11 protein-coding genes are annotated in these 12,620 nt (G+C 67.9%); 10 read left to right on the top strand and 1 reads right to left on the bottom strand.

Going from position 1 to position 12,620, the window contains the following annotated elements:
• Positions 1-8 precede the first annotated feature (8 nt).
• From WHH00_RS11985 to WHH00_RS11960, 6 genes are read left to right on the top strand one after another with little or no spacing between them, the layout of a single operon-like run.
• A complete protein-coding gene (locus WHH00_RS11985; RefSeq protein ID WP_406633029.1) occupies positions 9-2,273 on the top strand; it encodes an acetyl/propionyl/methylcrotonyl-CoA carboxylase subunit alpha in 2,265 nt (754 codons plus the stop codon).
• A gap of 2 nt (positions 2,274-2,275) precedes the next feature.
• Positions 2,276-3,451 carry an acyl-CoA dehydrogenase family protein gene (locus WHH00_RS11980; RefSeq protein WP_350004714.1) on the top strand — a complete coding sequence of 392 codons (1,176 nt, stop codon included), beginning with the start codon at positions 2,276-2,278 and terminating at the stop codon, positions 3,449-3,451.
• Positions 3,452-3,500: 49 nt separating this feature from the next.
• On the top strand, positions 3,501-4,310 hold the full coding sequence (locus WHH00_RS11975; protein WP_350004713.1) for a CoA transferase subunit A: 810 nt from the start codon (positions 3,501-3,503) through the stop codon (positions 4,308-4,310).
• Between the two features lie 2 nt (positions 4,311-4,312).
• A complete protein-coding gene (locus WHH00_RS11970) occupies positions 4,313-5,080 on the top strand; it encodes a CoA transferase subunit B (RefSeq protein WP_350004711.1) in 768 nt (255 codons plus the stop codon).
• On the top strand, positions 5,077-5,652 hold the full coding sequence (locus WHH00_RS11965) for a MaoC family dehydratase (protein WP_350004709.1): 576 nt from the start codon (positions 5,077-5,079) through the stop codon (positions 5,650-5,652). The genes WHH00_RS11970 and WHH00_RS11965 overlap by 4 nt, the downstream gene beginning before the upstream one ends.
• Positions 5,649-6,488: an HpcH/HpaI aldolase/citrate lyase family protein gene (locus WHH00_RS11960; RefSeq protein WP_406633026.1), complete on the top strand. Its 840-nt coding sequence runs from the start codon at positions 5,649-5,651 to the stop codon at positions 6,486-6,488. Before WHH00_RS11965 ends, WHH00_RS11960 begins: the two co-directional genes overlap by 4 nt.
• 24 nt (positions 6,489-6,512) lie before the next feature.
• Here the strand turns inward: WHH00_RS11960 and WHH00_RS11955 are convergent, their stop codons facing one another.
• Positions 6,513-7,982 carry a lipase maturation factor family protein gene (locus tag WHH00_RS11955; RefSeq protein WP_406633024.1) on the bottom strand — a complete coding sequence of 490 codons (1,470 nt, stop codon included), beginning with the start codon at positions 7,980-7,982 and terminating at the stop codon, positions 6,513-6,515.
• A gap of 106 nt (positions 7,983-8,088) precedes the next feature.
• Between WHH00_RS11955 and WHH00_RS11950 the strand changes: the two genes are divergently transcribed.
• The 4 genes from WHH00_RS11950 to WHH00_RS11935 all read left to right on the top strand — a co-directional run bounded on the left by WHH00_RS11950 (position 8,089) and on the right by WHH00_RS11935 (position 12,602).
• Positions 8,089-8,832, top strand: a complete 744-nt coding sequence (locus WHH00_RS11950) for a TSUP family transporter (protein ID WP_406633022.1) — start codon at positions 8,089-8,091, stop codon at positions 8,830-8,832.
• Between the two features lie 116 nt (positions 8,833-8,948).
• Complete coding sequence (locus WHH00_RS11945; RefSeq protein ID WP_406633020.1) at positions 8,949-10,034, top strand: NAD(P)/FAD-dependent oxidoreductase; 1,086 nt, start codon at positions 8,949-8,951, stop codon at positions 10,032-10,034.
• A gap of 34 nt (positions 10,035-10,068) precedes the next feature.
• The gene (gene dxr, locus WHH00_RS11940; RefSeq protein WP_406633018.1) at positions 10,069-11,253 is read left to right on the top strand and encodes a 1-deoxy-D-xylulose-5-phosphate reductoisomerase; all 1,185 of its coding nucleotides are present in this window, start codon (positions 10,069-10,071) and stop codon (positions 11,251-11,253) included.
• Positions 11,254-11,270: 17 nt separating this feature from the next.
• Positions 11,271-12,602 carry a M50 family metallopeptidase gene (locus WHH00_RS11935; RefSeq protein ID WP_406633016.1) on the top strand — a complete coding sequence of 444 codons (1,332 nt, stop codon included), beginning with the start codon at positions 11,271-11,273 and terminating at the stop codon, positions 12,600-12,602.
• Positions 12,603-12,620: the final 18 nt, after the last annotated feature.

Genomic DNA, 12,620 nt, shown 5'->3' with positions numbered 1-12,620 from the left:
GCGAGCAAATGACCACCCCTTCCCTGGCCGGCGCCCCCACCGCCACCCGGCCCATGTTCGGCACCGTCCTGGTGGCCAACCGCGGCGAGATTGCCTGCCGCGTGATCCGAACGCTTAAAGCCTTAGGCATCCGGCCGGTGGCCGTCTACAGCGATGCCGACGCCGGCGCCCGGCACGTGCGCGAAGCGGACACTGCCGTCCGGGTCGGCCCGGCAGCGGCCACGGAGAGCTACCTGAACATCGAGGCGATCATCGAGGCCTGCCGCAGGACCGGGGCGGAAGCGGTGCACCCCGGCTACGGCTTCCTCAGCGAGAACGCGGAGTTTGCCCGGGCCCTGGAACGGGCCGGGATCGCGTTTATCGGCCCGGGCGTGGAAGCCCTGAACATCATGGGGGACAAGATCCGGTCCAAGAACCATGTGGCCGGTTATGGCGTCCCCGTGGTGCCCGGCGTCGCGAAACCAGGGATGACGGACGGGCAGCTGGTTGACGCAGCCGCCGGCGTGGGGTTTCCGCTGCTCATCAAGCCTTCCGCCGGCGGGGGCGGCAAGGGCATGCACGTGGTGCAGCGTCCGGAGGACCTCCCGGCGGCGCTGGCCACGGCCAAGCGGGTAGCAGCCAGTGCCTTCGGCGACGACACCCTGTTCCTGGAACGCCTGGTCACCACCCCGCGGCACATCGAAGTGCAGGTCCTGGCGGACAGCCACGGCAACGTCATCCATCTGGGCGAGCGTGAATGCTCGCTGCAGCGGCGGCACCAGAAAGTCATCGAGGAGGCACCGTCGCCGTTGCTCGAAGCCCTGCCGGACGGCGCCGCCATCCGCGCCCGGATCGGTGAAGCGGCCTGCAACGCGGCCCGGAGCGTGAACTACAGCGGCGCCGGAACAGTCGAATTCCTCGTCTCCGACGACGCGCCGGACCAGTTCTACTTCATGGAGATGAACACCCGGCTGCAGGTGGAGCACCCGGTCACCGAGATGGTCACCGGCATCGACCTCGTCGAGTGGCAGGTGCGGATCGCCGCCGGCGGGGAACTCACCGTCCGGCAGGCCGACGTCGAACTTCACGGCCACGCCGCTGAAGCGCGCGTCTACGCGGAGGTCCCGGAGAAAAACTTCCTGCCCTCCACCGGGACTGTGCTGCTGCTGGACGAACTGCCCAGGGGGACAAGCGGCAAAGTCAGGGTGGATTCTTCCCTGGTGGAAGGCCTGGAGGTTTCCTCCAGCTACGACCCCATGATCTCCAAGGTCATCGCGTGGGGGGAGGACCGCACAGCCGCCCTGGACACCCTGGATGCGGCGCTCGCCGGCTATACGGCGCTCGGCCTGGACACCAACGTGGAATACCTGCGGCTGCTGATCAATGATGCCGATGTCCGCGCCGGGCGGCTGGAAACCGGGCTGATCGAACGAAAGCTGCCGGACCTGGCCTTCCGCAGGGTTGCCGACGCGGAACTGGCGGCGGCCGCGCTCTTCACCCTCGCCATGGAGGAACAGAACAACACTCCCTCATCGCCGGGACCCTGGCATGCGCGCAACGGTTGGCGGCTTGGGGCGCCGGCGCCGCGCCTGGTCAGCCTGGGAACGCCCGACGGCGGCGTGGCAGCCGTGCGGATCAGCAGCGCCGCGGAGGTGGGCGCGGAGGGGGACGGCCCTGTCCGAGGCGGCGCTGTCCCCGGTAGCGCCGGTTCCGGAAGGGTGTTCCTCGTTGCCGTGGGGGACGGGCCTGCCCGTCCGGCACAGCTGGAGTTCGCCTCCCGGCGGCAGGCAACGCTGACCCTCGACGGCCACGCCAGCACCTATTCCATCGCGCCGGTCTTCCGCGGCCCGGCGGCCCCGACGCGTGATTCCCCGGCACCCGGCGTGCCCGCAGAACTGTTCCTGGGTACCGGGGGCTGGTCCTGCCGGCTGGCAGTCCTGGGCCGGGAAGCGCGGCTTGAGCGGGTGCTTGCGGCCCTCCACCGGGAGGAGGGCGCCGCCGATCCCGCCGTGCGTTCGCCCATGCCGGGAACAGTGGTGTCGGTTCCGGTCAGTGATGGCGACACCGTGGCGGCCGGCGAGCTTCTGGTCTCGGTCGAGGCCATGAAGATGGAGCACCAGCTGGTGGCCCCGCTGGACGGGACGGTACACCTCAGCGCCCGCCCCGGCGACCTGGTGAAGGCGGACCAGGTGCTGGCCACCGTCCATCCCCACACAGCCGCCGCAAGCGAAGATACAGGCGCAGATACGGGCGCAGATACAGGCACAGACACACTCAATGGCGAAGGAGCCTAGGCATGGCAGGGTTTGAACTCAGCGAGGAATACCAGGACCTCAGCGACACGGTCCGGGACTTCGCGGACACCGTGGTGGCGCCGGTGTCCGCCAAGCACGACGAGGAGCACAGCTTCCCGTACGAGGTGGTCAAGCAGATGGCGGAGATGGGGCTGTTCGGCCTGCCCTTCCCCGAGGAATTCGGCGGCATGGGCGGGGACTACTTCGCCCTTGCCCTTGCCCTGGAGCAGCTGGGCCGGGTGGACCAGTCCGTGGCCATCACCCTGGAGGCCGGCGTCTCCCTGGGGGCCATGCCCATTTACCGTTTCGGCACGGACGCCCAGAAGCAGGAGTGGCTGCCCATGCTCGCCTCGGGCCAGGCGCTCGCCGGATTCGGGCTGACTGAACCGGAGGCAGGATCGGACGCGGGCGGCACCAAAACCACGGCGCGGCGTGAGACCGTCGGAGACAAGACTGGGTGGGTGATCAACGGCAACAAGGAGTTCATCACCAATTCCGGGACGGACATCACGCGGCTGGTGACGGTCACTGCCGTCACCGGGCAGAAGGAACGCGCGGACGGGACGGTGCAGAAGGAAATCTCCACCATCCTGGTGCCCACGGACACCCCCGGTTTCAAAGCGGAGAAGCCCTACAACAAGGTGGGCTGGAACGCCTCGGACACCCACCCGCTGACGCTGAAGGATGTCCGCGTTCCGGAAGAAAACCTGCTGGGAGTGGAAGGCCGCGGCTACGCGAACTTCCTGTCCATCCTCGATGAAGGGCGGATTGCCATCGCAGCGCTGGCTGCCGGCGCGGCCCAGGGCTGCGTGGACCTCTCGGTCAAGTACGCCAAGGAGCGCAGCGCCTTCGGCCACCAGATCGGCAAGTACCAGGCCATCTCCTTCAAGATCGCCCGCATGGAGGCCCGGGCCCACACCGCCCGCCTGGCCTACTACGATGCGGCGTTCCGCATGCTGGCCGGAAAGCCGTTCAAGACCCAGGCGGCCATCGCTAAGATGGTCGCAGGCGAGGCAGCCATGGACAACGCGCGGGATGCCACCCAGGTATTCGGCGGCTATGGCTTCATCAACGAGTTCACCGTGGCGCGCCACTACCGCGACTCCAAGATCCTTGAAGTGGGGGAGGGCACCACGGAGGTGCAGCTGATGCTCATCGCCCGCGAACTGGGTCTGTAGTACTGGCACTGTAGTAACTGGCACCGTAGCCGGCCTGAGAGGATCACTGATGATTGACAAGGTTGTTGCCAGCGCTGACGAAGCCGTAGCGGACATCCCGGACGGAGCGTCCCTGGCCGTGGGCGGTTTCGGGCTCTGTGGAATCCCGGTCGCCCTCATTGACGCACTGCACCGGGCAGGGACAACAGACCTGGAAACCGTCAGCAACAACTGCGGCGTGGACGACTGGGGGCTCGGCATCCTGCTCCGGGACGGGCGGATCCGCCGCACCATCAGCTCCTATGTGGGCGAGAACAAGGAGTTTGCCCGCCAGTACCTGGCCGGCGAACTTGAGGTGGTGCTCACCCCGCAGGGCACCCTGGCTGAGAAGCTGCGCGCCGGCGGCGCCGGGATCCCCGCCTTCTATACCAAGGCGGGGGTGGGCACACAGGTGTCGGAGGGCGGGCTGCCCCAAAAGTACGACGCCGGCGGCGGGATTGCCGTGGCGTCCGCACCCAAGGAGGTGCGCTCCTTCGGCGGGGTTGACTATGTGCTGGAGGAAGCCTTGACCCCGGACTTCGGGCTGGTCCATGCCTGGAAAGGGGACCGGCACGGAAACCTGGTCTTCCACGCCACCGCCATGAACTTCAACCCGTTGTGCGCCATGGCCGGCAGGGTCACCATTGCCGAGGTGGAGGAACTCGTGGAGCCGGGCGAGCTGGACCCGGAACACATCCACACCCCCGGCATCTTCATCCAGCGCGTGGTCCTCGCCGCCAACGCGGAGAAACGCATTGAAAAACGGACCGTGGCCCTGGCGCGGCCCGGACAGGCAGCATCCGCACACGACGCCGGCAGCACCCGGCAGGCAGGAGCATAGCCATGGACCCCAACAGCCCCGACGCTCCCCGCCCCGAAGGCGTCCGGCCCGGGTACCGCCGGGCCGCCGCCCAGCAGCACGAGATGCCGGCTGACGGAGCCGGCGCCAAAGGGTGGACGCGGAACGAGCTGGCCGCCCGGGTAGCCAAAGAGCTCAGCAACGGCCAGTACGTCAACCTGGGCATCGGCATGCCGACGCTCATCCCCAACTACATCCCCGAGGGTGTGGAAGTGGTGCTCCACTCGGAGAACGGAATCCTCGGCGTCGGCCCCTATCCGGCGGAGGACGCCATTGATCCGGACCTGATCAATGCGGGCAAGGAGACTGTCACCGTCAACAAGGGGGCGGCGTTCTTCGATTCGGCATCGTCCTTCGGGATGATCCGCGGCGGCCACGTGGACGTGGCCGTCCTCGGCGCCATGGAGGTGGCGGCGAACGGTGACCTGGCCAACTGGATGATTCCGGGCAAGATGGTCAAGGGCATGGGCGGAGCCATGGACCTGGTGTTCGGCGCCAAAAAGGTGATCGTGATGATGGAGCACGTGGACCGCAACGGGAACCCCAAGATCGTCCAGCAGTGCTCCCTGCCGCTGACCGGCAAAGCCTGCGTGGACCGGATCATCACGGACCTGGCCGTCATCGACGTCGTCACGGATGAATACGGGTCCCGGCTGGTGCTGCGCGAACTGGCGCCCAACGTCTCAGCGGAGGACGTTGCCGCGGCCACCGGGGCCGAGCTGTTCGAAGAGGACCAGGAACTGACCGTATGAGCGGCGGCGGCATGGACGGCGGCGCTGCGACGGGCCCGGCCAGCGGGGGGCCGCGGGTGATCGAACAGCGCGGGCTCTATTTCGAGGAGCTTGAGGAAGGCGTCACCTACGCCCACCGGCCCGGGCGGACGGTGACAGAGGCGGACAATGTCCTGTTCACCACGCTCACCATGAACACCCAGGCGCTGCACCTGGATGCCGCCTGGAGTGCCGGGCAGCCCTTCGGGCAGCGGCTCATGAACTCCATGTTCACGCTGGCCACCATGGTGGGACAGTCCGTTTCCCAGCTGACACAGGGGACCATCATTGCGCAGCTTGGCCTCACTGACGTTTCCTTCCCGCACCCGCTCTACCACGGTGACACGCTCTACACCGAGACCGTGATCAGCGGAAAGCGGCTCTCGGGCTCCCGGCCCGGGCAGGGGATCGTCACCATGGAGCACACGGGCCGCAACCAGGACGGCACGGTGGTGGCACTAGCCACGCGGAGCTGCCTGATGTGGACGCGGGAAGCCCATGCGGGCCGGCCCGGCAGCGGGCAGGGGAACGGACAGGAGACAATGCCGGTATGACATTCGTGATGGGTCCCGCCCTGCTGTTCTGCCCCGCCGACCGGCCCGAGCGCTACCAGAAGGCTGCTGCCAGGGCGGACGCCGTGATCCTGGACCTTGAAGACGCCGTGGCGCTGGCGGACAAGCAGCGCGCCCGCGGCGCCATCCTCGCCCAGCTGGGAACCACGGGGGTGGAACCGGAGCTCGAACCTAGCTGCACCATCGTGCGGGTGAATCCCGCCGGCACCGAGGAGTTCGAGAAGGATCTTCACTGCCTTGCCCACACCCCCTACCGGACGGTCATGCTGGCCAAGGCGGAAACCGTCCAGCAGCTCGAAGCCCTGGAGGGCTACAAGGTGATCGCGCTGTGTGAAACAGCGCTGGGAGTCCTCAACGCCCCCGCCATTGCAGCCGCCCCCAACGTGGTGGGCCTGATGTGGGGGGCAGAGGACCTGCTGGCATCGCTGGGCGGTACGTCCAGCAGGAAGGCCGACGGCGGCTACCGGGCCGTGGCGCAGCACGCCCGTTCCGCCGTGCTGCTGGCTGCGCGCGCCCACGGCAAGGAGGCGGTGGATGCGGTGTACACGGACATCCCGGACCTCGCCGGGCTGGAGGAGGAAGCTGCCGACGCCGTGGCTTCCGGCTTCAGCTCCAAAGCGTGCATCCATCCGAGCCAGGCCGCCGTGGTCCGGGCCGCCTACGCACCCTCCGACGCCGACGTCGCGGCTGCCGAAGCGCTCCTCGAGGCTGCAGCATCGGCCGGCTCGGGCGTGTTCCAGCACCAGGGGAAGATGATCGACGGTCCCATCCTCAAGCACGCCCAGGAAATCATCCGCCGCGCCCAGGCCATCGGTTAGCCGGCCTTCCCAGCGCGGCCGCCTTCACCCCATCCGCCCGGGTGAGCGCCGCAGTGACAGCGGCGGAATCGGCTCGTAGAGCAGCGTCCGCACCCAGCGGTTCCCGGTCTCCCTGAACTCTTTCCGGCTGGCAAAGCGGTAGTGGTAGCTGCGCACGCGCACCCAGCGCGGCGGCGCGCCGTCGAACGGGTCATGGCGGAGGAGCCGCAGGGTCTGCCGGTCCGCCTCCAGCAGCTTTCCCAGGAAGGCGTAAAACCACTCCTCGTGGACGGTCCTTAGCGGCAGGAACCACATCAGCCAGTCAAGCCGCAGGTGGTAGGGCGCCCACTGGCGGGGGAGCCTGCGGACATCGCCGGGCTTGCCCCTGAAGCCGTACTCCCGCCAGCCGGAGGCGCTGTCCGGCTCCTGGTCGAGGGTTCCCTCCACCACAATCTCGATCCGCTGCTTGGTCACGGTGCCGAACGCCCCGTAGGTATTGACCAGCTGCCACCGGTTGAAGCTGGCATTCATCAGCTGGCTGCGGGAGAAAAGGTTGCGCAGCGGCCAGTAGCTGAGGACCACCAGCAGCAGCGTTGCCGCCAGGGTGACGGCCAGCCACCACAGGGGAGTCTCCCTGTCTGCGCCGGCCTGGCCGTGCCAGTCCAGGGGGATGGCCGGCAGCACGGCGTGCGCAACAGGATCGCTGACGGCGGCGAAGGCCAGCACAATGGCGATCCAGTTCAGCCAGGCGAAGTTGCCGCTGGCCACCAGCCACAACTGGGTGAAAATAACGATCCCCGCGGCCACGCTGGCAACGGGCTGGGGCGCGAACAGGAAGAACGGCACCACCAGCTGGGCGAAGTGGTTGCCGATGACTTCAACCTTGTGCAGGGGCTTCGGCAGCAGATGCGCCTGCCTGCTCAGCGGCCCCGGCATCGGCTGGGTCTCGTGGTGGTAGTACAGGGCCGTCAGGTCGCGCCACTCCCGGCCGCCGCGGATCTTGATCATCCCGGCACCGAACTCCAGCCGGAACACCAGCCACACGATCAGGATCAGGATGGTGCGCGGCGGATCTGTCTGGTCCGAGCCCAGGAAGGCCACGGTAAAGCCGGCCTCAAGGAGCAGCATCTCCCAGCCGAAGCCGTAGAAGGTCTGCCCCACGTTGACGATGGACATGTACAACAGCCAGAGGAGCAAAAACGCGATGAGCGGGACCCAGGGCGGGCCCTGCTGCGGGATGCCCGCCACCAGGAGCGCCGAAACCAGCAGCCCGGTGGCGCATACCCAGCGCAGCAGCCTGTCCGAATACCGCCAGCGGAACAGGGACGGCCGCCGCAGGCGGCTGAAACCGGAAAGGTATTCAGGTACCGGGAGGAGGCCCCGCTCACCCAGGAGCGCCGGGAACTGGTTCAGCGAGGACAGGAACGCGACGAAATACAGTGCCGCCACGCCCCGCTGCAGCACCTGCCGGGCAAATTCGTATTCCGGCGCATCAAACCAGGAGAGCCAGTCCACGCACTCCACGTTACGCCCGGCTCCCGCAGGGATGCTACAGCGGGTAGGCCACAGCGGGGAGGCCACCAGGAAGATGCCACTAGGAAGTTGCCACTAGGATCGAGGGATGTTCGTGCTGGTGCTGATCGCCGTTATTGCAGGCGCGCTGGCCCAGCGGATCGCGGGCCTGGGCTTTGGCCTGCTCGTTTCCCCGGTGCTTGTGGTGCTCCTGGGCCCTTTCGACGGCGTGATGATCATCAACCTGTGCGGCGCCACATCCTCGCTCCTTATCCTCTCCCGGGTGTGGAGGCACGTGGCCTGGAAGAAGTACTTCGGGCTGGCGCTCGCAGCACTGGCGGGGGTGTTGCCCGGCGCCTGGTTGGCAAGCAACGTGCCGGAAGCCCCGCTGGAAATCTGCATCGGCGTCCTGCTCATCATCGCCCTGCTCGCATCCCAGCGGCTGACCAGGAGTTCCTGGCGTGCCAGCGGACCGGTCCCCATGGCATCCCTGGGATTTTCCAGCGGCCTCATGAATGCCGCCGCGGGTGTCGGCGGCCCGGCCATCACGGCCTATGCCATTGCCACCCGCTGGGAGCAGAAAAGCTTTAGCGCCACCCTGCAGCCCTACTTCATCACCACCGGCTTCACATCGCTGCTCAGCAAGTACGTGCTGTCCGGCGGGCACGTCCCTGCCCTGGAGGGCTGGCAGTGGCTGGCGATCCTGGCGGCCATGGTGACCGGCATCGTGGCGGGCGACCTGCTCGCCGGCAGGGTCCGCCCCGCGTCCGCCCGCCGCATCGTCACGGTGATTGCCTACCTCGGCGCCGTGGCCACCCTGGCCAAGGGCCTGGTTGAACTGGCTGCCGCCTGAGCGCTGCGCAGGATACCTCGTCCGGCGCCCACGCCTGCTGGGATGAATCCGGCGGCGCACCCGCCCTCGACAAGCTCCACCTGCGCCGGGCTGCACAAACATGTTTTGCTGGACCCATGACACGTGTTGCAGTGATAGGTGCAGGGATCGTCGGGCTGTCCACAGCCCATGCCCTCCGGAAGGCGGGTGTGGACGTCACCGTCTACGAGTCCGGGACCCCGGGTTCGGGGCAGTCGGCCGGGGAATCGAGGATCTTCCGGCACGCGCACGACGACGTCCGGCTGGCCGCGTTCGTGGGTCACAGCCGCACCCTCTGGCGGGACTGGGAGGCTGACTTCGGCGTAGAGCTGGTCTCCGGTGCCGGTGCGGTGGCCATCGGGGACAGCGTGGAGGACAAGCTCCGCGTCCTCAGTGGCCTGCCGGAGATTCCGGTGAGGCTGCTGGCGCCGGCAGAACTTGCGGCGGCGCTGCCGATCCTCGCGGACTTCCAGGGCAAGGCGATGTTCGATGCCCAGGGCGGGGCAATCCGCACCCGCGCCGCGTTCCGGGCCCTGGCCGGGACGCTGGAGGACGCCCTCGTGGCGGACCACGTGCTGACTGTCCGGCCTGCCGGCCGCAGTGTGGAGGTCCGCACCGGGACACGGGTAGACCGGTTCGACCATGCGGTCCTGTGCGCCGGCCGCGGGACGGCAGCCCTGGCCCGGGGCGCGGGGCTGGACATACCCGTTGAACACGCCGCGCATGCCCGGGTGACGTTCCGTGTGCGGGATGACGCGCCCGCTCCGCTGCCAACATTCCAGGACGGCAGCGGGGTCTTCGGGGAAACCGGCGTCTATGCTGCACCCTCGGCCGACAACCGGCGTTACGCGGTGGGCCTGAGCGAAACAACAGACGTGCGCCAGGACGGGAGCCTCGCCGACCCGGCTGCCCTGGAATCGCTGTCGGCCCGTGCGGCGGCCTACGTAAGGACGGCGCTGCCCGGCCTGGATCCCGAACCGGACGGCTACGTCCACTGCTGGGTGACGCGACTGCCGTGGGGCGATGACGGCGTGGGCATCTGGTCTGCCGGCAACGTCAGCGCGGTAGCCGGGCACAACCTCTTCAAACAGGCGCCGGCGCTGGGGGAGGCGCTGGCAGAGACAGCACTGTCCGGCGTCGTCCCCGCTGTCCTGCGGCCGGAATCACAGCTCGGAAGGTCCTGAACGGCCGGGCACCACGGTGCGCGATACTTAAGCAATGCAGCCACGCAGAATCGTCCTCCTCGGATCCACCGGTTCCATCGGCACCCAGGCGATTGACGTCGTCGACGGCGCCCCGCACCTTTTCGAGGTAGTGGCCCTCAGCGCCGGGGGAGGGAACCTGGAGCTCCTCGCCGGCCAGGCGGTGCACACCGGCGCGTCGGTCATCGGCATCGCCGGCGGTGACCCCGGAAAGCTGGCCTCGCTCATTGCCGACGCTGCCGCGGCGGCGGGAAAGCCCGGCTACCGGCCGGAAATCATCGCCGGACCGGACGCCTCCACCCGGATCGCCGGCGTTGAAGCGGACGTGGTGCTCAATGGAATCACCGGATCGATCGGCCTAGCACCCACGCTGGCGGCCTTGCATTCCGGGGCCACGCTTGCCCTGGCCAACAAGGAATCCCTCATCGTGGGCGGATCGCTGGTGAAGGCGGCAGCCCGGGAGGGCCAGATCGTCCCCGTTGACTCCGAGCACTCAGCGATCTCGCAGTGCCTGCGCTCGGGCTCGGCCGCGGAAGTGGAAAAACTGATCCTCACAGCATCCGGCGGTCCCTTCCGCGGCAGGAGCAGGGACGAACTGCATGGGGTGACCCCCCAGGAAGCCTTGGCCCATCCCACCTGGGACATGGGCCTCATGGTCACCACCAACTCGGCCACGCTCGTCAACAAGGGCCTGGAAGTCATCGAGGCGCACCTGCTCTTCGACGTGCCGCTTGAGCGCATCGAGGTCGTGGTCCACCCCCAGTCCGTGGTGCACTCCATGGTGCAGTTCATCGACGGGTCCATCATTGCCCAGGCATCCCCGCCCGACATGCGCCTTCCCATTGCCCTGGGGCTGGGCTGGCCGGACCGGGTGCCGCAGGCCGCCGCTGCCTGCGACTGGACGCGCGCGGCCACCTGGACGTTCGAGCCGCTGGACACGGAAGCCTTTCCCGCCGTCGGACTCGCCAAGGATGCAGCGAGGCAGGGCAGCACGTTCCCCGCCGTGTTCAACGCCGCGAATGAGGAAGCCGTGACCGCCTTCCACGCCGGGCGCATCAGGTTCACGGACATCGTGGACACAATCGATGCCGTCCTCAGCGAACACCCAGGGTCCTCCGGGCTGACAGTGGAGTCAGTGCTGGATGCTGAAAGCTGGGCACGTGCCCGCGCCAATGAACGTTTAGCAGTCAGAAGTCTCTAGGAAGCAGCAGCACGTCAATGACCCCCGTCCTCCTTTTTGTCCTCGGCGTCGTCTTTGTGGCGATCGGCATTGCCGTGTCCATCGCGCTGCACGAAGTAGGGCACCTGGTGCCCGCCAAGCTGTTCAAGGTGCGCGTCACCAAATACATGATCGGCTTCGGCCCCACCTTGTGGTCCAGGCGGAAGGGCGAAACCGAATACGGGGTGAAGGCCATTCCGCTGGGCGGCTTCGTGTCCATGATCGGCATGTACCCGCCCAACAAGGACGACGGCTCCGTCCGTCCGTCCAGCACCGGCATGTTCCAGACCCTGGCTACCGAAGCCCGGTCCATGGCCCACGAGGAAGTGGGGCCGGGTGACGAAAAGCGGGTGTTCTACCGGCTTCCGGTCTGGAAGAAGGTCATTGTGATGCTGGGCGGACCGGCCATGAACATGGTCCTTGGCGTGCTCCTCACCGCGGTGCTGCTCATGGGCTTTGGCATGGCCACGGCCACCACCACCATCTCCGAGGTTTCCAAGTGCCAGGTGGCGGCAGGGGAGACCGTCGATCCGGATTCGGCGGACTGCCAGCCCACGCCCGCTGCCGCGGCCGGCCTCAAACCGAATGACAGGATCACCTCCTTCGACGGCAAGGCCGTCACGGGCTGGGACCAGTTGACCGAGTGGATCCGGGCCTCCGCAGGGCGCGAAGTGGACATTACCGTTGAGCGGGACGGCACCCTGGTGTCCACCACGGTGACCCCGGTGCTGTCAGCCCGGCCCGTCATCGGGGCGGACGGCCGGCAGGAAACGGACGACGCCGGCACCCTCCGCTACCAGGACGTCGGCTTCCTGGGCATCGGCTCCCAGACAGAACTCGTGGCTCAGCCGGCGTCGTCCGTCCTGCCTATGGCGGGGGAGAACATCCGCCAGGTGGCAGGGGTGGTGTTCAACCTTCCCGCCCGCGTGGTGGGCGTGGCGAAGGCTGCCTTCAGCGAGGAACCCCGCGACCCCAACGGCCCCATCAGCGTGGTGGGCGTGGGACGGGTTGCCGGCGAAGTGGCCGCCATGGAAGAAATCCCGGTGCAGTCCCGGGTGGCCGCACTGATCGGGCTGCTTGCGGGCCTGAACTTCGCGCTCGCGGTCTTCAACCTGATACCGCTGCTGCCCCTGGACGGCGGGCACGTTGCCGGAGCCCTGTACGAGGGGGCGCGGCGGCAGGTGGCCCGGCTGTTCGGCAAACCGGACCCGGGTGCCTTCGACATCGCCAAGCTGCTGCCGGTGACCTACGTGGTGGCCGCGTTGCTGATGGGCATGAGCGCGCTCCTTATCTACGCCGACATCGTGAAGCCGGTCAATCTCTTCGGCTGACACTTGCCGCTCCCTCCG

Source organism: Pseudarthrobacter quantipunctorum, assembly GCF_045291495.1.
Classification (GTDB): domain Bacteria; phylum Actinomycetota; class Actinomycetes; order Actinomycetales; family Micrococcaceae; genus Arthrobacter; species Arthrobacter quantipunctorum.
Note: the sequence above shows the minus strand (reverse complement) of the source record. Positions and strands in the feature narration are given on the sequence as shown.

Excerpts from the sequence above, each read along its gene's own strand:
- WHH00_RS11985 (WP_406633029.1), top strand. The coding sequence starts at position 9 with ATGACCACCCCTTCCCTGGCCGGCGCCCCCACCGCCACCCGGCCCATG.
- WHH00_RS11980 (WP_350004714.1), top strand. The coding sequence starts at position 2,276 with ATGGCAGGGTTTGAACTCAGCGAGGAATACCAGGACCTCAGCGACACG.
- WHH00_RS11975 (WP_350004713.1), top strand. The coding sequence starts at position 3,501 with ATGATTGACAAGGTTGTTGCCAGCGCTGACGAAGCCGTAGCGGACATC.
- WHH00_RS11970 (WP_350004711.1), top strand. The coding sequence starts at position 4,313 with ATGGACCCCAACAGCCCCGACGCTCCCCGCCCCGAAGGCGTCCGGCCC.
- WHH00_RS11965 (WP_350004709.1), top strand. The coding sequence starts at position 5,077 with ATGAGCGGCGGCGGCATGGACGGCGGCGCTGCGACGGGCCCGGCCAGC.
- WHH00_RS11960 (WP_406633026.1), top strand. The coding sequence starts at position 5,649 with ATGACATTCGTGATGGGTCCCGCCCTGCTGTTCTGCCCCGCCGACCGG.
- WHH00_RS11950 (WP_406633022.1), top strand. The coding sequence starts at position 8,089 with ATGTTCGTGCTGGTGCTGATCGCCGTTATTGCAGGCGCGCTGGCCCAG.
- WHH00_RS11945 (WP_406633020.1), top strand. The coding sequence starts at position 8,949 with ATGACACGTGTTGCAGTGATAGGTGCAGGGATCGTCGGGCTGTCCACA.
- dxr (WP_406633018.1), top strand. The coding sequence starts at position 10,069 with ATGCAGCCACGCAGAATCGTCCTCCTCGGATCCACCGGTTCCATCGGC.
- WHH00_RS11935 (WP_406633016.1), top strand. The coding sequence starts at position 11,271 with ATGACCCCCGTCCTCCTTTTTGTCCTCGGCGTCGTCTTTGTGGCGATC.